The sequence below is a fragment of the Halosubterraneus shenae genome, assembly GCF_050510935.1.
Lineage (GTDB): Archaea > Halobacteriota > Halobacteria > Halobacteriales > Haloferacaceae > JBDGPU01.
Genome location: NZ_JBNLVO010000003.1, coordinates 349283 through 367892, shown reverse-complemented (window position 1 = coordinate 367892; position 18610 = coordinate 349283). Strand labels below are relative to the sequence as shown.

14 protein-coding genes and 3 pseudogenes are annotated in these 18610 nt (G+C 68.6%); 3 read left to right on the top strand and 14 right to left on the bottom strand.

From position 1 onward, the window contains the following. Positions 1-45 precede the first annotated feature (45 nt). Positions 46-1020: a sugar phosphate nucleotidyltransferase gene (locus ACQE3M_RS08175; RefSeq protein ID WP_430505099.1), complete on the bottom strand. Its 975-nt coding sequence runs from the start codon at positions 1018-1020 to the stop codon at positions 46-48. 110 nt (positions 1021-1130) lie between these two features. Between ACQE3M_RS08175 and ACQE3M_RS08170 the strand changes: the two genes are divergently transcribed. Beyond that, a complete protein-coding gene (locus ACQE3M_RS08170) occupies positions 1131-1418 on the top strand; it encodes a transcriptional regulator (protein WP_430505098.1) in 288 nt (95 codons plus the stop codon). 179 nt (positions 1419-1597) lie between these two features. On the opposite strand, the gene ACQE3M_RS08165 is transcribed toward ACQE3M_RS08170, so the two are convergent. From ACQE3M_RS08165 to coaBC, 12 genes and pseudogenes are all read right to left on the bottom strand, one after another. Continuing rightward, positions 1598-2284 carry a type 1 glutamine amidotransferase domain-containing protein gene (locus ACQE3M_RS08165; RefSeq protein ID WP_430505097.1) on the bottom strand — a complete coding sequence of 229 codons (687 nt, stop codon included), beginning with the start codon at positions 2282-2284 and terminating at the stop codon, positions 1598-1600. A gap of 237 nt (positions 2285-2521) precedes the next feature. Next, positions 2522-3091, bottom strand: coding sequence for a hypoxanthine/guanine phosphoribosyltransferase (gene hpt / locus ACQE3M_RS08160; RefSeq protein ID WP_430505096.1), 570 nt, complete (start codon positions 3089-3091; stop codon positions 2522-2524). Positions 3092-4430: 1339 nt separating this feature from the next. After that, positions 4431-6170 carry a Na(+)/H(+) antiporter subunit D gene (locus ACQE3M_RS08155; protein ID WP_430505095.1) on the bottom strand — a complete coding sequence of 580 codons (1740 nt, stop codon included), beginning with the start codon at positions 6168-6170 and terminating at the stop codon, positions 4431-4433. Beyond that, positions 6170-8143, bottom strand: coding sequence for a cation:proton antiporter (locus tag ACQE3M_RS08150; protein WP_430505094.1), 1974 nt, complete (start codon positions 8141-8143; stop codon positions 6170-6172). The genes ACQE3M_RS08155 and ACQE3M_RS08150 overlap by 1 nt, the downstream gene beginning before the upstream one ends. Then, entirely contained in the window at positions 8140-9705 is a 1566-nt protein-coding gene (locus ACQE3M_RS08145) for a monovalent cation/H+ antiporter subunit D family protein (RefSeq protein WP_430505093.1), read from the bottom strand. The genes ACQE3M_RS08150 and ACQE3M_RS08145 overlap by 4 nt, the downstream gene beginning before the upstream one ends. Then, complete coding sequence (locus tag ACQE3M_RS08140; protein ID WP_430505092.1) at positions 9702-10193, bottom strand: cation:proton antiporter subunit C; 492 nt, start codon at positions 10191-10193, stop codon at positions 9702-9704. The genes ACQE3M_RS08145 and ACQE3M_RS08140 overlap by 4 nt, the downstream gene beginning before the upstream one ends. Before the next feature lie 11 nt (positions 10194-10204). Further along, a pseudogene (locus ACQE3M_RS08135) lies at positions 10205-10801 on the bottom strand (MnhB domain-containing protein); the annotation flags it as partial. Then, positions 10798-11358, bottom strand: a complete 561-nt coding sequence (locus ACQE3M_RS08130) for a DUF4040 domain-containing protein (RefSeq protein ID WP_430505091.1) — start codon at positions 11356-11358, stop codon at positions 10798-10800. The pseudogene ACQE3M_RS08135 and the gene ACQE3M_RS08130, both read right to left, overlap by 4 nt. Before the next feature lie 104 nt (positions 11359-11462). Beyond that, positions 11463-11786, bottom strand: a pseudogene (gene mnhG / locus ACQE3M_RS08125) (monovalent cation/H(+) antiporter subunit G); the annotation flags it as partial. Then, entirely contained in the window at positions 11783-12088 is a 306-nt protein-coding gene (locus ACQE3M_RS08120; RefSeq protein ID WP_430505090.1) for a cation:proton antiporter, read from the bottom strand. The pseudogene mnhG and the gene ACQE3M_RS08120, both read right to left, overlap by 4 nt. Continuing rightward, the gene (locus tag ACQE3M_RS08115; protein ID WP_430505089.1) at positions 12085-13269 is read right to left on the bottom strand and encodes a monovalent cation/H+ antiporter subunit E; all 1185 of its coding nucleotides are present in this window, start codon (positions 13267-13269) and stop codon (positions 12085-12087) included. Before ACQE3M_RS08115 ends, ACQE3M_RS08120 begins: the two co-directional genes overlap by 4 nt. A gap of 154 nt (positions 13270-13423) precedes the next feature. After that, positions 13424-14635, bottom strand: a complete 1212-nt coding sequence (gene coaBC / locus ACQE3M_RS08110; protein WP_430505088.1) for a bifunctional phosphopantothenoylcysteine decarboxylase/phosphopantothenate--cysteine ligase CoaBC — start codon at positions 14633-14635, stop codon at positions 13424-13426. A gap of 108 nt (positions 14636-14743) precedes the next feature. On the opposite strand from coaBC, the pseudogene ACQE3M_RS08105 reads away from it, so the two are divergent. Together ACQE3M_RS08105 and ACQE3M_RS08100 are read left to right on the top strand one after the other, a co-directional pair. Continuing rightward, positions 14744-15010 (top strand): annotated as a pseudogene (locus tag ACQE3M_RS08105) (CoA-binding protein); the annotation flags it as partial. A gap of 227 nt (positions 15011-15237) precedes the next feature. Beyond that, on the top strand, positions 15238-17244 hold the full coding sequence (locus tag ACQE3M_RS08100; protein ID WP_430505087.1) for a bacterio-opsin activator domain-containing protein: 2007 nt from the start codon (positions 15238-15240) through the stop codon (positions 17242-17244). A 101-nt stretch (positions 17245-17345) separates the two neighbouring features. Here the strand turns inward: ACQE3M_RS08100 and ACQE3M_RS08095 are convergent, their stop codons facing one another. Then, entirely contained in the window at positions 17346-18485 is a 1140-nt protein-coding gene (locus tag ACQE3M_RS08095; protein ID WP_430505086.1) for a M24 family metallopeptidase, read from the bottom strand. Between the last annotated feature and the right edge of the window lie 125 nt (positions 18486-18610).

Here is an 18610-nt window from a genome sequence, read left to right as displayed (position 1 = left end):
CGGAAGAGCAACTCTACTCGGTTCGCGAAGGCGACCGCCAGGCCCTCAGAAGCCCTCGCCGGGCGTGATCGTCGTATGCTCGCCGATGAGCGAGCCCGCGAGGTCGACGTCGACGATGTGGGCCTCGGTGTCGACGATGGAGTTCTCGATCGCCGAGTCCCGGATCGTCGCTCCCGGGAAGACGACGGCGCGTTCGAGCTCCGAGTTCTCGACGGTGGCGTCGGCCATCACCTGCACGTTGTCACCGATCTCGCTGTTCGTCACGGTCGCGGCGTCGTCGACGAGCGCCTCGCCGCCCAGCTCGTACTCGACCGCGTCGAGGTAGCTCTCGGCCGTGCCGATGTCGAACCAGGCGCCGTCGAACGTGAACGCGTGGACGTCGCCCCGATTCTGGAGCCACTGGATGTACCAGCCGGGCTCGTCCGGGTTGTTGCCTTCCTCGAGATACGTCTGGAGCAGTGAGAGAGAATCCTGGGGGAACGCGTAACACGCGATGGAGACGAGCGTGGAGTTCGGGTCGTCGGGCTTCTCCTGGAAGTCGACGACCTCGTCGCCCTCGAGCTCGACGAGCCCGTAGGACTTCGCCCGCTCGCGGCTACCGACGTCGTACGCGGCGATCGTCGGCGTCTCCTTCGCCTGGAAGAAGTCGACGAACTCGCCGACGTCGAAGCTGATCAGGTTGTCGCCGGCCACGACGACGAGGTCGTCGTCGATCCCCTCGCGGTCGACGAGCTGGGCGAGCGCGCCCACGACGCCGAACTTCTCGTCCTCCTCGGTCGTGTCCTCGATGGACAGTTTGGGCTTCTCGAAGTCGCTCTCGTCGAGATACGCCTGGAACTCGCCGTTGAACCGGTCGTTCGTGGAGACGAACACCTCGTCGATCCGGTCGTCGGCCTCCAGGTCCGCGAAGATCTCGTCGATGACCGTGTTCTCACCGACCGGGAGAAACATCTTCGGTCGGTGCTTCGTGATCGGCCACAGACGTGTTGCGTACCCTCCCGCCAGTACTACCGCCTTCATGGTCTTCCTTTCAAATCCGACGTTATGGTTCTTGTGACTCGAAGCCCGCTTGCCGCGTGCGGTTGGCCCCTCGACAGGCGGTTTATAACCCCGAGTCACGAACGGGGGGCATGGAGTCGACGACGCGCCAGCGCATCGCCGAGGAACTACGCGAGTCGCCGGCGACGGCCAGCGAGCTGGCCGAGACGCTGGCGCTGCCGACGCCGGTCGTCTACGAGCACCTCGAACACGTCGCGCAGTCGGTCGAGGAAGACGAGGAGTTCCTCGTCGCCACGCCGGCGTGTAACGACTGCGGGTTCGACCGCTTCGACGACCCGGTGAACTACCCCTCCCGCTGTCCGGAGTGTAAATCCGAGAACATCGCGGAGCCGGCGTTCACGATCGAATCCGAGGCCTGAGGTCGGCCTCGACGCTGCCTGAACTCCCCGTTCGATAGCAACTCTCGCGGTTCGCAACTGCGGTTCTCGCCCATCGCGACGGCGGTTCTCGCCCATCGCGACGGCGGTTCTCGCCCATCGCGACGGCAGTCGCTCACCGGATAGCGACGGCGTTCAAAAAAGCGGACGCTCCGGACAGCTTACGCGTCGATGCCGAGTTCCTCGAGCAGCGTCTCGGCCGCGGCCGCGGAGGAACCGGGGCCACGGGCGGTGATGAGGTCGCCGTCGACGGTGACGCTCGTGTCGGCGTCGAGCTCGGCGTCCCAGTTCGCGCCGGCGGCCTTCACCTCGTCCTCCACCCAGTAGGGGAGCTTGCGCCCGTCCGGCATCAGGTCGTCCTCGTCGACGATGTCCTCCTCCCATGCGTTCGGGAAGCCGGTGACGTCGCGGCCGTCGACCAGGAACGAGCCGTCGGCCTCGCGCGTGAACGCGAGGATGGCGACAGCGTGACAGACAACCAGCGCGTTCCCCTCGTCGCCGGCGACGGCGTCGAGGAGGAGCTGGCGCGCGTGCCGGTCCTGATTGACGTCCCACGCCGTGCCGTGGCCGCCGGGGAAGACCACCGTGTCGAAGTCGGCCGCGGAGACGCGGGCGACCCGCTCCGGGTTGTTGAGGCCGGGGTGGTTCTCGTGGACGTCGAGTACTTCCTCGGCCGTCTCCTCGCCGACGGTGTCGGGGTCGACGGAGCGCTCGTCGACCACCGGCGGCGAGCCGGTCGGCGTCGCCACGGTGACGTCGACGCCGGCGTCCTCCAGAGACGTGAGCGGCTCGATACATTCCTCGCCCCAGTAGCCGTCCTCGCTGACGACGAACAGTGCGCTTGTCATACGGATAGATCACGGGGCGGGAGACTCAAAAACGGCGTTGTTCCAGGATCTGTCAGGACGTTCAGCGACATAACGGCACGGCGCCTGTGCGCGGATATCGGTCAATCGATCGGGTGGACTGACGCCAACTACTCGTATTCTCGACAGTACGGGATCGACGTCGGCGACCGCGAAAAGGTGGCGTCCGCAGTCGGGATCCGGTACAGTCCGGACCGATCCAGTCCGGGCCGGTTCGACCTATCCGTCGCCGTGCTCGTCGACGATGATCACTTCGCCGTCCTCGACGGTGACGTTGATCAGCGTCTTCACGTCGTAGTCGGTGTCGTCGAGCTCGTTCTCGCCGGCCTTCTTGATCACTGCCAGAACGTCGCCGACCTCCGCGCCGACGTCGTTCGTGAGCGCGTCGAGGATGGCCTTCATCGTGCCGCCCGTCGAGAGCACGTCGTCGAGCACGAGGACTCGGTCGCCCTCGGCGACGTCGTTGATGTACATCTCGGATTCGGAGTAGCCCGTCTCCTGGAAGAGGGGGACCTCGCCCTCGAGGCCGTACTGGCGCTTGCGGATGACGACGAGCGGGATGTCCGTCATCAGCGACAGCGCGGTCGAGATGTGGATCCCCATCGCGGCCGGCGTGACGATCTTGTCGACGTTCTCGAGCTCCGCCTTCCGGATGATCCGGATGACGATCTCGCGGAGGAGCTCCGGCTCCAGCATCGGAACCCCGTCGCTAATCGGGTGGACGAAGTACTCGTAATCTCCTTTCTCGATGATCGGCGCGTCGAGGAGCGACTGCCGCAACTGGTCCATGTCGCAGGTACACCAACCGGAGGATAAAAGCTGACGATCATCGGCCCCCGATGCGAGGGGCTGACAGTGAGCGAGATCGGATTTTGGGGATGCGGGTCCTGTATTGCGAAGCGAATGAATCGTTCTGAAGAGCCAAAGCCGGCAAGCGTCCGGTCTCTCTTTATAAGTAGATTTGGTCAGGTGATACGGACTTGCTCTTGACAGCACCGCAAACACCCAGAAAGCCCTCGACCGCTCTTATTTATAAGTCGGAAGCTCAGGTGCAGACGCTGCTGCGCTTGACAGCACCGCAAACACCCAGAAAGCCCTCGGCCGCTCGCGGTCGCTCCGCGACATATCCGCGGCTCTCCGCCTCGAAAGACGGTCCGGGCTTCCGTTGCGTCTTCGACGGACGGGTCCGGGCTGCGACTTTCTGGCCTTCGCTCGCTGCGCTCGCGAAGACACCGCCCGCGCGGATAGGGGTTGACTCAGCGACTCCCCTTCGGCGCGACCGCTGGAAGACGGTCCGGGCTGCCTGCAGTAGCGGGCTGCCGGGCTGCGACTTCCAAGCTCTCGTTCACTTCGTCGCCGGCGCGGCGACGGCGCGCCGGCTGCCCGAGAGACCTCCGGTCTCTCGCTGTTCACGAGACCGGCCGTCGCCCTTTCAGTCCGCAAGGACCGCGACCGCGACGGCAACCGCACCGCGACCGCACAGCTACCGCAAGCCTCGGCCCTCCCCAGCCTCGGCCGGCGCCGGCATCGCCTCGGAAGACGGTCCGGGCTTCCGTTGCGTCTACGACGGACGGGTCCGGGCTGCGACTTCCGGCCCCTCGTTCGCTCCGCTCACGAGGACACCGCCTCGGCGCCGGCCTCCCTCGCACGCGTTGCTCGCGCGCGCCGGCCGCCCCGCACCGCACGCCGGACAGCTGGCTCGCGTCGTCGGCGCTTCAGCCGCCGCGAGCGACGCCCGGCCACCACTCCCGGGGCGGGACTGAAAGGGGCAGCCGGCGAGCGGGACGCCCTGCGACGCAAGCACCGGAACCCGGCGAGCGACCGAAGGGAGCGAGCCGGGTGAGAAGCGCAGCGAGCAGCGCGAGCGCTCAGCGGCTGGGGCTTTCTGGGCATGCTGAGTGGTGTTGCTAGTGCTGAAGGTCGTCTTAGTTTATAAGCACGAGCTGCTCGCCGTCGGGGCTTTCTACGTGGGCTGAGTGGTGTCACTGCCGACGATTACTGACTTTATTTATAAGCGCGAGCGCGCAGAGACTCGGAGATTTAAACCACGCTGAGAGATCCCGCAAACGACGCTTCAGCTAACGATAAAAAACGACGAACCCACCCAAAAAGCGTCGACCGCGACGAATCAGAGGTTCAGCAGGACCAGCAGCGCCAGCGCGGTCACCACCGTCACGATCATCACGCCGCGACCGATGCCGGCGCGGATGTCCTCGGTGATGCCGATCTGCTTCGCGTACGAGCGCGGGTTCGCGCCGACGCGCTCGACGCTCTTGACGGTGCCCACGACGCCGCGGTCGACGGCGGCGTACGTCTCGGTCACGCCGACGACGAGCGCGCGGCCGCCGTAAAAGGCCGCCCGGTTGTACAGCGCGTCGACGTCCGGCACGCGTCCGACCCTCTTCAGCGGCTTCTTCAGGACCGCGAAGCCGACGACGCCGAGCAGTGCCAGCACGAGCCCCTCGACGATGTGGCCGACGGTGAAGACGTGGAACTCGAACTCGCCGGAGAGCGGGATGATGTCGAACAGCAGGTCCGGGACGAGCCCGTAGACCACACAGAGGGCCGCGACGCTGATCATCGCGACCGACTGCCCGCGGTTCGCGTCGGCGACGGTCCCCTCGTACTCGCCGTGGAGGAAGGCGTGGTAGCCGAGCTTGATGAACGAGAGGAAGGTGCCGACGCCCCCGGCCAGCAGGAGGTACCAGAGCACGTCGAGGTGCTTCTTGTGGGCCGCGCCGATCACCATCCCCTTACTGACGAAGCCGTTGAAGCCCGGGAAGCCGGCGATGGACAGCGCCGCGATGGTGAAGGTGATCGCCGTGATCGGCATCTCACGGGCGAGCCCGCCGACCTTCTTGAGGCTCTCCTCGCCGGTGCGGTAGATGACCACGCCGACGGTCATGAACAGGAGGCTCTTGTAGAGGATGTGGTTGAACACGTGGCCGAACGCGCCCGCGGTCGCCAGCGCCTTCGGGATCCCGACGCCGGCGACCATGTAGCCGACCTGCGACTGAATGTGGTAGGAGAGCAGGCGGCGCATGTCGCTCTGGAGCAGCGCCATGGCGGCGCCGAAGACGGCCATCGCCCCGCCCATGTACGCGATGGCGAGCTGGCCCTCCGGGAACGCGCGGTACATCCCGTAGACGCCGGTCTTCGTGGTGTAGACGCAGAGGAAGACGCTCGCCGCGATGTGCGGGCGCGGGTAGGTGTCGGGCAGCCAGGCGTGCAGCCCGATGAAGCCGACGTTGACGCCGATGCCCAGCGCCGCGAGCAGCTGGGGCACACCCGCGGCCATCCCCGCTACCTCGGGTCCACCGGGGACCGAGGCGAAGAGGAACGTGCCGACCTCGACGTAATGCCAGATGATCGCGCCCATCAGCAGGCTCCCGCCGATACCGTGCAGCAGCGCGTACCGGAAGCCGGCGCGCACGGCGATGCCGCCGTAGTGCCAGACGAGCAGTGTGCTGGTGACGGCCATCAGCTCCCAGAAGAACAACAGCGAGAGCCAGTCGCCCGCGAAGACGGCCCCGAGGCTGGAGCCGACGTACGACATCGCGAACGCCGTCTGGACGTTCTCGGCCTCGCTCGCGTACGAGTAGAGGATGGCGATGGCGCCGATGAGGCCGAAGATGATCCCCATCAGCCGCGAGAACGGGTCGACGTTGAACAGGTACGCCTCGAAGCCGAATAGCCTGACCGGCAGGTGGGCGCCGGCCGGCGCCAGGACGCTCCACGGCACGACGGCGCCGGTCACCAGCGCGCCGAGTGCGTGGCCGACGCGCCGGCTCAGCAGCGGCAGGACGACGGCCGCCGCGAGCACGAGCAGCGCCGGGAAGGCCGCCGTGAGCAGGGAGTCAGCCGCCATCAGACGGCCACCCCCGTTGCGTTCGCGACGATGAGCTCGACGATCCGCAGGAACACCGCCGTGTGTGGAACGACGCCAAGCACGAGCGACCCCGTTGCGGCCGCGAGGATCGGCCCCAGCATGAACCAGGTGCTTTCGCCGCCGCGCCAGTTCGACTCCGTCCAGCCGCCAGGCGGTGGGCCGTGATGGTGGCCGTCGTCGTGGTGGTCGCCGGCGTCGTCGTGGTGGTCGCTTGCGGCGTCGTCGCCTGCACGACCGACCTCGCCCGCGGCGTCACCGGCTGCCGCTTCCTCGTCCCCGGAGTTCCCGGTCATGTGGTCGCTCGGGTAGCGATCGACCGCGTACTCGCCGGGCGAGTCCTGGAGGTACTCCTCTGGCGTGTCGGCGTCGGCGTTCTCAATGTCGACATCCTCCAGCGCTTCCTCCAGTTCCTCGGCGTCGTCGACCGGAACGCCGGCGTCGACGTCCTCGAGCTCCGCGGCTTCGTCGTCTTCGTCGTCTTCGTCGTCTTCGTCCTCAACGTCGACGGGATTCCCGCCGTCGGTCACGAGCGTGAACTTGCCGCCGTCCGTCGCCAGCGCGAAGCGGCCGCCGAACGGGCCGGAGAGTAGCGGTTTGGTGTCGCTGTCGTCGGGGGACTCGAAGAAGGCCGTGTAGACGATGGGCCAGAAGTACGCGATGTTCAGGACGCCGGAGATGAGCAGCACGACGGCGAAGACCGCGCCGCCGGCGCCGACGCTGCCGAGCAGGAGGTACCACTTGCTCACGAAGCCGGCGACGAGCGGGATGCCGGCCATCCCGGCCGCGGCGACGGCGAAGGCGCTCATCGTCAGCGGCATCCGCTTCCCGATGCCGGCCATGTCGCTGATGGCGTCCGTATGCGTCTCGACGTGGAGGATCCCCGCACAGAAGAACAGGGTGAGCTTCATGAACGCGTGCGCCGGGATGTGGAGCAGCCCGCCGATCAGCGCGTTCGTCCCGCCGGCGCTCACGCCGATGCCCAGCCCCAGGACGATGTACGAGAGCTGGCTCACTGTCGAGTAGGCCAGCCGGCGCTTCAGGTTGTCCTGCCGGAGCGCCATCACGCTCGCCACGGTCAGCGTGAACGCGGCCACGGCGGCGAGCACGACGCCGACGCCGAGCGCGCTCACGGTGTCCGGGCCGAAGACCTCGAGGACGACCCGTGCGATGCCGAAGACACCGCTCTTGACGACTGCGACGGCGTGCAGCAGGCCGGAGACGGGCGTCGGCGCGACCATCGCGTCCGGCAGCCAGGAGTGGACGGGCATCAGCGCCGCCTTCACGCCGAAGCCGGCGATGAGGAGGCCGAACAGGGCGCGCGCGACGTTCGTGTCGACCGCGCTCAGGCCCTCGATGCCGCCGGGCGTGAACGTCACCGTGCCCGTCAGCAAGTAGACGCCGACGGTGCCCGCGAGCACCGAGACGCCGCCCGCGAAGGTGTATGCGAGGTACTTCCGGCCGGCGGCCCGGGACTCGTCGGTCTCGTCGTGGCCGACGAGCGGGTACGTCGCGACCGTCAGCAGCTCGTAGAAGACGAACAGCGCGAGGAGGTTGCTCGCCATCGCGACGCCGACGGCCGCGGAGACGGACACCGCGAACGACGCGAAGTAGCGCGTCTGCGCGTGCTCGTCGAGCCCGCGCATGTAACCGATGCTGTAGAAGGAGGTGACGATCCACAGCAGGCTCGCGAGCATCGCGAACAGCAGCCCGAGCGGGTCGGCCTGCAGCGCGAGGCTGATCCCGGGCAGGAACGACGCGATGGGCGAAACGTAGACGGTCCCGGAGAGGACGCCGGGGACCATCGACGCGATGAGCCCGAACTTCGTCACGGCCGCGAGGATCGTCCACGCCTCCCTGAGGTTCGGTCGCCGGTAGGAGGCGACGATGAACACGGTCGCGAGCAGCGATACCAGCACCGCAGCCAGGGGACGATAATCTATCACTTCAGTCATGCGAAGAACCTCCCGAGGACCGGGTCGAGGACGTCCGCGAATGCCACGCCGGCGAAGCCGAGCGCGACGGCGGCGACGACTGCCAGGACCAGCACGGCGAGCCCGGCACGCGGCACACGAGGCGACGCCATCTCGGCGATGGACGCGTCACCGGCGGGCGCCCGGACGCCGCCGTCGCTGGCGGGTCGCTGGTCGGACGCGCTCGACGCCGGGGCCGGTTCCGGTTCCGTCGCCGCCGCGTCGGTGCTCGCCTCCCCGAAGTACAGTTGCTCCACGATACGCCCGACGTACAGCAGCGACAGCAGCGTACTCAGGAAGATCACCGTTGCGATCCCCCAGGCCTCGGCCTCGACGGCGCCGAGGGCCATGTACCACTTGCCGACGAAGCCGACGGACGGCGGGACGCCGACTAAGGCGAGGCCGAGCACCGAGATACCGCCGGCCGTGTACGGGGCCGTCCGCGCGAGGCCGGCGAGGTCGTCGACCGTCCGCACGTCGTAGGTCTGCCGGAGCAGCCCGGCACCGAGGAACAGCCCGCCTTTCAGCAGGCCGTGGCCGACGAGGTGGATCATCGCGCCGAGCAGCGCCGTCCGGTTACCGATGGCGACGGCGGCGGCGATCATCCCGAACTGCGCCACGGAGGAGTAGGCGAACACCCGCTTGAGGTCCGTCTGCGTGACGGCAAGGGTGCTGCCCGCGACGATGCTCGTCCCGGCCACCACGAGCATCGCGGTGGTGAACGCCTCGTTCGCGCGCAGGAACTCGACGGTGAACACGCCGTACGTCACGCGAATGAGCGCGTAGGCGGCGCCCGTCGAGACGAGCGCGGAGATGTACGTCGTCACGGTGTCGGGGGCGCGCTGGTACGCGTCCGGCTGCCAGACGTGGACCGGGAAGACGGCCATCTTGATGAGGAAGCCGGCGACGACGAAGCCGAACGCGGCCTGCACCAGCGGGTCGCCGTAGCCGACCGCGGCGAGCTGCTGGCGTAAGTCGATCATGTTCAGCGTCCCCGTCGCGAGGAACGCGTAGCCGACGCCGATGAGGTACAGCGAAGCGCCGACGGTGCCGACGATGAGGTATTTCAGCGACGCGTAGGCGCTCGCGCCCGACCGGTCCGAGGCGACGAGCGCGTACGTGGTCAGGCTCGTCACCTCGAGGAAGACGAACAGGTTGAACACGTCGCCGGTGAGCGCGACGCCCATCACGCCGCCGGCCAGCAGCAGGTAGCCGGAGTAGAAGGCGTTCCCGCGCGGGCCCGCCGTCCGGGCGAACGCGAGGACGCCGAGGACGACCGCGGCATTAAGCAGGACGAGCATCGCGGAGAGCTCGTCGGCGACCAGCTCGATGCCGATGGGCCGGGAGAAGCCGCCGAGCTCGTGGACGATGCGCCCGCCGGCGAAGACGCTCCGGGCGATCCACGCCGCGAGCCCGAACAGGACCGTCGCCGTCACTGCCGCGATCGACCAGCCGACGTTCTCGTACCACAGGCCGGCCACGAGCGGGATCACCGCCGCGAGGATGGGAACTACGACGAGCAGCGGGATCAGGGCCTCGATCATCGGGACTCACCTCCGTCGTGGGTGGCGTTTCCGTCGTCAGCGACGTTCCCGCCGTCAGCGACGTTCCCGCCGTCGGTCACGACGTCCGGTTCGGCGGCGGACTCCTCGCCCGGCAGGACGTCCTCCTCGCGCATCGCTTCCCGGAGCGCGTCGGTGCGGAGCGTGCCGTACTCCTCGTGGATCCGGATACAGAGTGCGAGGCCGACGGCAGTCAGGCTCACGCCGACGACGATGGCGGTCAGCACGAGCACCTGGGGCAGCGGGCTGACGAACGTCTCGCCGGCGACCTTGCCCTTCGGGACGATTGGGATCTTCCCGCCCTGGACGTACGCCGAGGCGATGAACAGCAGGAAGATGGCCGTCTGGAACAGGTTGAGGCCGATGATCTTCTTCACGAGGTTTTTGTTGGCGATCATCATATAGAGGCCGATACACAGCAGGATCGTGAACGTCGCGTAGGCGTGTCTGGTTGCGAGGATCTCTATCATTCGTTCACCTCCGCGGTGGCGAAGCCGGCCGCGAGCAGGAAGAAGAGCCCGACGAGGACGCCGCTCACGATGGCGGCGATGCCGCCGATCTCGATAGCCTCCATCCCGTACTTGACCGGGTTCTTGATCGGGAGCCGCGCGTACTCGAGGAAGTTGCCGCCGAGCGCGAGCGCGACGACGCCGATACCCCCGAAGACGACGACGCCGCCGGCCGCGAGCGCGACGACGACGGCGTTGCTGAGCCACTCGCGGGTCGCCTCGATGCCGAACGCGAACGCGATCATCAGGATGACGGCCGCGATGATCGCCCCGCCCTGGAAGCCACCACCCGGCGAGTCGGCCCCGTGGAACGTGATGAACAGCCCGAACGTGAACACGAACGGGGCCATCACCTTCACAGCCGACATGATCACCTGGCTCTCCGTGTACGGGCTCCGCTGGCGCTCGATGGGCGATATCGTCGGCTCTCGACCCTCGTCAGCGAGGTCACTGTCGGCCGAGTCGCGTTCGGCCGAGTCGCGTTCGGCCGAGTCGCGTTCGGCCGAGTCGCCGTCGGTCGGACCGTCGCCGGAGCCACTCTCGTCGATGTTCGTCTCGTCGTCGGTCATGTGAAGCTCTCCCTGTGGAGTACCAGCATGGTCGCGACGCCAGCGGCGAAGACCACGACGGCCTCGCCGAAGGTGTCGAACCCACGGTAGCCGGCCAGCACGGCCATCACCGTATTGTCGACGTGGGTGTCGGCGTACGTCTGTGCGATGTAGTACTGCGTGACGGCCTCGTCCGACCAGACCGCGGCGGTCGGGTCACCGACGGCCGGGATCGACGACAGCGTCGACGCGATGGCGACGCCGAGCAGCGCGACCGCCCCCAGCGCCGGCCAGTTGATCGAGCTGTAGGTCACCTCGTGCTCGATCCGCGACGTCTTCGCGATCGTCAGCAGCAGGAGGACCGTGGTGATCCCCGCCGAGACCGCGGCTTCGGTCAGCGCCACGTCGGGCGCGCGGTAGAACGTGTACAGCGCGGCCATCCCGAAGCTGTACGCGCCGAAGACGATGATCGCGGCGAGCACGTCCCGGGCGAGCGCCGTCACGATCGCCGTCAACAGGACGAAGAGCATCAGCGAGGCCTCGATAGGCGTCACCGCGAACTGTAGCGGGACGGTCATGATTCACCCTCCGTTCGAACGTCGGTCGCAGTTGGTTTCGACTCCGGTTCCTCGGGTCCCGTCTCTCCAGCCTGGGACCCCTGACCGACCGCGCCCCGGTCGGGTTCGTCCCCGGGCGTCTCCGTCCAGGGGACGTGCCCGTCCTCGAAGGCGGCCCGCGCGATGGCGTGGGCGGCCGTCGGGTTCGTCACGAAGATGAAGAACAGCAGGAGGACGGTCTTGACCGTGCCCGGGTCGGGGTACATCACCAGCGCGACGGCGGCCAGCCCGAAGCCGGCCCCGAGGGTGTCGGCCTGCGACGCCGTGTGGGCCCGCGCGAAGACGTCGGGGAGCCGGATCACGCCCGCCATCGAGACGAACGTGAAGAACAGGCCGGCGGCCGCGAAGATCACGACCAGCCCGACCCGAACGAGCTCGAGCGTGCTCACAGCACACCACCCCGTTCGACGGTGAACTTCGAGATGGCGATCGCCATCAGGAAGTTCAACAGCGCGTATACCAGGGCGATGTCGAGGAACGTCGGCTCCTCGAGGGCGGCCCCGAGCAGCGCGAGGATGACGACCGTATTGGTGCCGAGCACGTTGACCGCCAGCACGCGGTCCTGCGTCGTCGGCCCGCGGATCGCCCGGTAGAACATGCCGATGGCGATGACGACCAGCCCAGTCGCCGTCGCCAGCAGCAGGTCGCCCACGGTGTAGCCGGCGACCACGGCCACGTCGGCGATGCTCATCGGGCACCTCCGTCGCCGTGGCCGTCGCCGTGGCCGTCGCCATCGTCGCCTTCGACGGTCTCGTCAGCATCGCTGGTCGCCGACTGCCCGCCGTCGGTGGCCGGCGTCCGGCTCGCGCGCGTCGGGTCCGGCAGCGCTTCGTCGGCTTCGGGCCCCTGGAGGACGTGACAGTCGCCGCGCTCCTCGGGGGTCGGCAGCCGAGCGGCCGACCGGCCGTAGAAGATGAAGCGGGTCCATCGCTCCAGCGAGCCCGCGAACAGCCCCTCGCGGGCCCAGGGGATCAGCGCGTGGACGTAGAGGTTCTCGTCGCGAGCGCGGACGGTAAGCGTCCCGGGCGTGAGCGTGATCGAGTTCGCCAGCGTCGTGATCGGGAGCCCGCTCCCGACGAGCGAGCGAACGCGGGTCATCCGCGGTTCGATCGGCATCGAGGGCCGAAGGATCACCGCCGCGATCACGACGTTCGACTTGAGGATCTCGAAGAGGAGGACGGGGACGTAGATAGCGAGTCGTGCCAGCCGCATGAACGAGCCCGGGAACGTCGGGTCGCTGCTGAGCGAGACGCGGGAGAGGGCGATGGCGGTCATCGTCGCGGACGCGACGCCCGTAATGAGGTCGAACGTGTACGTCGGGTCGCCCAGGATCAAGTAGAAGACGAAGGAAACGCCGAATATCGAGGCGAACCGGACGAAGTTGATCTCGCTGACCAGCTGTGCGCGGCGGGATGGCCGGTCGACCGGCGCCTCCCGCACGTCGATCGACGACCGCGCGAGCTCGTACTCCAGCGGCCGCAGCAGCGCGCGGGTGCCGACCGGCGAGTACTCCGGGTCGAGGACGATCTCGCCGAGCCCCTGTTCCTCGGCGTACGCGACGAGCTGTTCGGCGTACTGCTCCGCGCCGAAGAGGTACTCGTCGGTGCCGACGATCGCGGTCTGGAGCGTCACGTCGCCGTCCGCGCCCGCCTCCTCCTGGTCGTACTCGGCCCAGCGGACCGCGTCGTCGAGCAGCTCCTGTGCCTGGCTGAGTCGACGCTCCGAACCCGGGTCCTCGTTGCGCCAGGACGCGACGTAGACGAAATGGATCTCCGGTGGCCCTTCGGAGATAGCCGCTTCGACCGCGTGCGTGACCGTCGCACGCAACGTGCCGGTTTGCTCAACCGGCACGAGGATCCCGGAATCAGCCACCGGGATCACCCCCGTACTGGTCGGCGATCGATAGATCGGATTCCATGAATAGTTCTCACACGGGGAGTCTTTCGGCACGGTCAAAACACTTCTTATCTCTCCGACTACGGTCACCCCTGACTCCACCTGCGACCGGTCGTGACCGGACGCGTGGTTACGGTTCCGCCGCCAGCACGCGTCCGAGCTTGTCGGCGACGCGGCCCGCGACGACGTTCTTCGTCCCCGACACGACCTCGACGCCGGCCGCGTCGCCCTCGCCGACGAGCTGGGCCTGCGTCGTCTCGCTTGCAGCCTCGCCCACGAGCAGGACGCGCGTGTCGTCTTCCCCCATCACGCTCGCGTCGTTGGCGACGACGAACGCCAGCCCGACGCGGTCGCGGAGCTTGACGGCCTCCTCGATCATCGCCGCGTCGTCGCCGGACGTCTCGGCCTTGAAGCCGACGATGGGGAGGTCGGGGTACTGCTCCCGGACGGTGTCGATGAGCTTCGGCGTCGGTTCCAGGTTCAGGGAGAGCGGCGACCCGGACCGGATCTTCTCCCCGACGGCGTCGGCGGTGAAATCCGAGATGGCCGCGGCGGAGACGAGCGCGTCGCCGGTCGCACACGCCGCGGTCGTCGCCTCCAGCATCTCGTCGGCGGTCTCGACCCGGAGCACGTCGGCGTACGGGACTTCCGGTCCATCGTGGACGAGGGTCACGTCCGCGCCGCGGACGTAGCACGCGCGGGCGACGGCGCGGCCCGTCTTCCCCGAGGCGCGGTTCGTGATGATCCGGATGGGGTCGATGTACTCCTTGGTCGCTCCCGCGGTCACCACGACGTGGTTGCCCGCGAGCGAATCCGGCGTCGTCGCGCGGGCGACCTCCGTCACGATCGCCTCCTCGTCGGCGATTTTGGCTTTCCCCTCCTCCACGCGGGGGTCGGCGAAGGTCACGCCCCACGATTCGAGGGTGTCCAGCGCACCCAGCACGCCAGGGTGGTCGTACATCGGTTCGTGCATCGCCGGCGCGACGACGACGGGGGTGTCGGCCCCGAGCGCGGTCGTCGCACAGGTCGTGACCGGCGTGTCGTCGATCGCGCCGGCCATCTTGCCCACGGTGTTGGCCGTCGCCGGCGCGATCAGGAGGACGTCCGCCCAGCCGTCGCGCCCGCAGAGCTCGACGTGCTCGACGTCGCCGGTGACCTCCGTGACGACGTCGTGCTCGGTCGCGAACTCCAGGGCCCACGGGTGGACGATGTTCGTCGCCGACGGCGTCGTCACCGCGCGGACCGAGGCGCCGCGGCGGCGGAGCTCGTGTGCGAGTTCGACGGTGGTGACGGCCGCGATACTCCCCGTCACGCCCAGCGCGACGTTGACCCCCGATAGCATTGTGGGAGCGTTGGATGGGTGGGGGTAAATAGTCCCACGAAAGTCTGGGGCCGCGCCGTCGATACCGGCCAGCCCTTTTTACCGGCCGTCCCGCGAAGACTCGATCCAATGGGATCGATCTCGGCCCTCTTCCACCCCGACTCCGTCGCCGTCGTCGGTGCGACGCCGCGCGAGGGCGCCGTTGGCCGCGCGGTCACGGCCAACCTCCTCGAGGACTTCGCGGGCGACGTGGTCCCGGTCACGCCCGCTCACAACGAGGTGCTCGGCGTCCCCGCCGTCGACGACGTTGGCGAAACCGACGCGGACCTCGCGGTCGTCGCGACGCCGCCGTCGGCCGTCCTCGACGTCGTCTCGTTCGGGAACAAGGCCGGTCTGGACACGACCGACTTCCCGGCGATAACCGAGCTGGACGTGAACCCGCTCGTCGCGTTGCCACCAGGCGGCGACCCCGATGCCGACCGACCAGCCGTTCGCGCTGTCGACATGGCGGTCACCGTCGATCCCGAGGCGCCGGAACGGGAGTAACGAGCTCTCGCCGGCTGTTTCCGGTCCCTCGCTGCCGGCGGAGTGCAACTTATGCCGTTCGAACCGATACGGCGCCCATGGTCTCCGGGAACACCGTGCTCGCCGTCGGGGCGGACGAGCGGCTGGAGGCCGTTCTCGACGAGCTCGCGACGACGCACGAGTGGCGAATTCGACGAAACCCGGTCGATGCCCAGCTCGAAGACGCTATCGACGGGGCAATCTCCTGTCTGCTCGCCCCTGCTTCGGTGCTGGCGACTCCGGAAGGCCGCCTCATCGACGCTGGCAGCGACGAGCCTCCGGAGACGCCGGTCGTCGGCTTTCACGAAACGGGCGCGGAAGCCGAAAGCGCGCTCGACGCGGGCGCCGACGCCGTCGTCCGGATCGACGGCGACTCGGCGGCCGTCGCCCGGGAGGCGAACGCGGTCATCGAACGCCTGGTCGACACAGCGAGTCGGTCCGAGCCTGCCGGGAAGTCGCCCGCAGAAGGTTCCGCGGGTGTCGACCTCGACGTCGACGACCTGCTGTTAGAAGCGGCCGACCACCTCTCCGACATGCTGTACGTCATCGACTTCGAGGGGTCGATGCTGGCCTGGAACGAGACGCTGACGCGGGTGACCGGCTACGACGACGACGCCGTCGCCGAGATGGCGCCGGTCGAGTTCGTCGTCGAGGAGGACCGCGACGAGATACGGGCGGCGATCGAACAGGTGCTGCGGGCAGGCGAGGTCAAGGAGACCGGGCGGATCCTGACGGCCGACGGCGACCGGATCCCCTACGAGTTCACCGGGAAGCTGCTGGAGGTCGACGGCGAACCGGTCGCGCTCGCGGGGATCGGTCGCGACGTCACGGAGCGCCGGCGTCGCGAGCGCGGGCTCGAACGCCAGGCCGAGCGCCTGCGGGAGCTCAACCACGTCAACCAGGTCATCCGCGACGTGAACGAGGCGCTCGTCCGGGCCGAGACCCGCGAGGAGATCGAGCGGGCCGTCTGCGAGCACCTCGCCAGCGCCGAGCCCTATCGCTTCGCGTGGATCGGCGACGTGGACCCGACGACCGCCGGCGTCGAGCCGAAAGCGGCGGCCGGCGAGGGCGCTGACTACCTCGACGTGCGGCCGACGGACGCCGGAAACAGTGACGACGTGACGGCCGGGACCGCCGTGGCGGAAGACGAGGTGATCGTCGCCCAGCGCATCGCTGACGACCCCGACTACGCGGCCTGGCGCGACGCGGCGATCGAGCGAGGGTTCGAGTCAGCCGCCGCGATCCCGCTGTCGTACCGCGGGCGCTCGTACGGCGCCCTCTGCGTGTACGCGCCCCGACCCGAGGCCTTCGCCGAGACGGAGCGGACCGTCCTCGGCGAACTCGGGGAGACGATCGCCTACGCGATCAGCGTCGCCGAGCGGCGGCGTGCCCTGTTGAGCGACACCGTCGTCGAACTCGACCTCGCGTTCCCGGAGCCTGGCCCCTTCGTCGTCGCGGCGTCGGAAGCGACGGACGGCGAGGTGTCACTCCAGGGCGTCGTCGAGAGCGGGGACTCGCTGGCCGCGTTCCTCCGGGCCGACGCGAGTGACCTCGACGCGCTTCGGCGTCACGCGGCCGAGGTCGGCGCCGATCTCACTGTCGTCACCGAGGGCGGCGAGGAGTGCGTCGTGCGCGTCGTTCCGGAGCGGCGGACCGTGGCCGAGATCGTCGCCGACCGCGGTGGCGTCCTCGTCGGCGCAACCGGAACGGACGGCAGCGGTGAGGCGACCGTCGAGCTACCGGGAGCCGTCGACGTCCGCTCGATCCTCGACCGGATCCGGTCCGTCTATCCCGCGACGCAGCTCCGGGCCAAGGCGGAGCGGGCGCGCACTGGGCCACCGGACGCCCAGCTCCGGACGGGCCTCGAGCAGTCGCTGACGGACCGCCAGCAGGAGGTCCTCGAGTCGGCGTATCACGCCGGCTTTTTCGAGTGGCCCCGCACCGCGTCTGCGAAGGAAATCGCCGCGACCCTCGACATCTCGCCACCGACGTTTCACGAGCATCTCCGCCGCGTGGAGGCGAAGCTCGTCCGGACGTATCTCGACGCGCAGTACTCGACGTCGTAGTGACGGACGAGGCGTTGTACGCCGACCTCCCGGTCGGTGCGGACGCGGTCGACCGCCCCCTCGACGGCGCCGCGCTCGTTCGAGGGACCGACGGCGCCGGCTCAGTTCGGTCCGGCGGTTTTCCAGCCGCGGTCGGTTGTGTTGAGCCGCTCGCAGCCGTCCTCGGTCACCACGACGAGGTCCTCGATCCGGACGCCGAACTCGTCCGGGAGGTAGATGCCGGGTTCGACGGAGAACACCATCCCGGGTTCGAGATCGCGGTCGTTGCCGGCGACGATGAACGGCTCCTCGTGGACGTCGAGGCCGACGCCATGACCCGTTCGGTGGATGAACTCGTCGCCGTACCCCGCATCCTCGATGACCTCGCGCGCCGCGCGGTCGACGTCGGCGGCCGTGACGCCGGGTTCGACCGCGTCGACGCCGGCGTGCTGTGCCTCGCGGACGAGGTCGTGTACCTCCCGGACGGTGTCGTCGGGCTCGTCGCCGAACACGAGTGTCCGCGTCTGGTCCGAGGGATAGCCGTCGACGCGGGTGCCGAAGTCGAGGACGACGGGTTCGCCCGGCTGGATCTCCGTCTCGCCGTGGTGGTAGTGCGGCTTCGCGCCGTTCGGCCCGGCGCCGACGATCGTCGCGAAGGAGACGCCGCTTCCACCGTGTGCCTCGAGCCGGTCCTCGACGTACTCCGCGAGCGCAGTCTCGCTCATCCCGATCGCGTCGTCGCCCAGTGCTCGGAGATCGTCGACGACCGCGTCGGCCACGTCGGCGGCCCGTCGCATCGCGTCGAGCTCGGCCTCGTCCTTCCGGACGCGCAGGTCCGCCAGTACCTCGCTCGCGAGCCCGAACGTCGCCTCGGGCGCGGCCTCGCGGAGGTCCTGGGTGAACAGCGCCCACATCTCGTCGTCGACGAGAAGGTGGCCATCCCGGAGGTCCAGCTCGGCGAGGAGGGTTCGGAGTCGGTCGGCGGGGTCGTCGCTGTCGGTCCACGTCCGGAGGTCCGCGACGGTCGTCTCCTCGCGAAGCTGGGTCTCGTAGAGCGCGGGGGCGAAGAAGACGGGGTCCCCGTCCGCGGGAATCACGAGGAACAGGTGCCGTTCACCGGGCGATTCGTCGAATCCGGTCGTGTACAGGAGGTTGTTGCTCGGGAAGAGGACGATCGCGTCGCCGGCGCCGTCGCGGAGGCGACGCTTCGCGGCCTCGATCCGCTGAGCGTAGGGGCCGCTGGCCGAGTTGGAGGTGGTCATGGGATACCCTGGGCCCGTGTTCGGTTATAAACTTCCGGGACGGCGACCCCACGATCGCAGACGGAGTGATCGACCCGTTGACGGTCGTTACCGTCGCTCCCAAGACTGTTGGCCGATCTCATTAT

Coding starts and splice junctions, on each gene's coding strand:
- ACQE3M_RS08150 (WP_430505094.1), bottom strand. CDS start 8,143: ATGACTGAAGTGATAGATTATCGTCCCCTGGCTGCGGTGCTGGTATCG.
- ACQE3M_RS08095 (WP_430505086.1), bottom strand. CDS start 18,485: ATGACCACCTCCAACTCGGCCAGCGGCCCCTACGCTCAGCGGATCGAG.
- ACQE3M_RS08155 (WP_430505095.1), bottom strand. CDS start 6,170: ATGGCGGCTGACTCCCTGCTCACGGCGGCCTTCCCGGCGCTGCTCGTG.
- ACQE3M_RS08120 (WP_430505090.1), bottom strand. CDS start 12,088: ATGAGCATCGCCGACGTGGCCGTGGTCGCCGGCTACACCGTGGGCGAC.
- ACQE3M_RS08140 (WP_430505092.1), bottom strand. CDS start 10,193: ATGATAGAGATCCTCGCAACCAGACACGCCTACGCGACGTTCACGATC.
- ACQE3M_RS08165 (WP_430505097.1), bottom strand. CDS start 2,284: ATGACAAGCGCACTGTTCGTCGTCAGCGAGGACGGCTACTGGGGCGAG.
- ACQE3M_RS08175 (WP_430505099.1), bottom strand. CDS start 1,020: ATGAAGGCGGTAGTACTGGCGGGAGGGTACGCAACACGTCTGTGGCCG.
- hpt (WP_430505096.1), bottom strand. CDS start 3,091: ATGGACCAGTTGCGGCAGTCGCTCCTCGACGCGCCGATCATCGAGAAA.
- ACQE3M_RS08100 (WP_430505087.1), top strand. CDS start 15,238: ATGGTCTCCGGGAACACCGTGCTCGCCGTCGGGGCGGACGAGCGGCTG.
- ACQE3M_RS08170 (WP_430505098.1), top strand. CDS start 1,131: ATGGAGTCGACGACGCGCCAGCGCATCGCCGAGGAACTACGCGAGTCG.
- ACQE3M_RS08145 (WP_430505093.1), bottom strand. CDS start 9,705: ATGATCGAGGCCCTGATCCCGCTGCTCGTCGTAGTTCCCATCCTCGCG.
- coaBC (WP_430505088.1), bottom strand. CDS start 14,635: ATGCTATCGGGGGTCAACGTCGCGCTGGGCGTGACGGGGAGTATCGCG.
- ACQE3M_RS08130 (WP_430505091.1), bottom strand. CDS start 11,358: ATGACCGTCCCGCTACAGTTCGCGGTGACGCCTATCGAGGCCTCGCTG.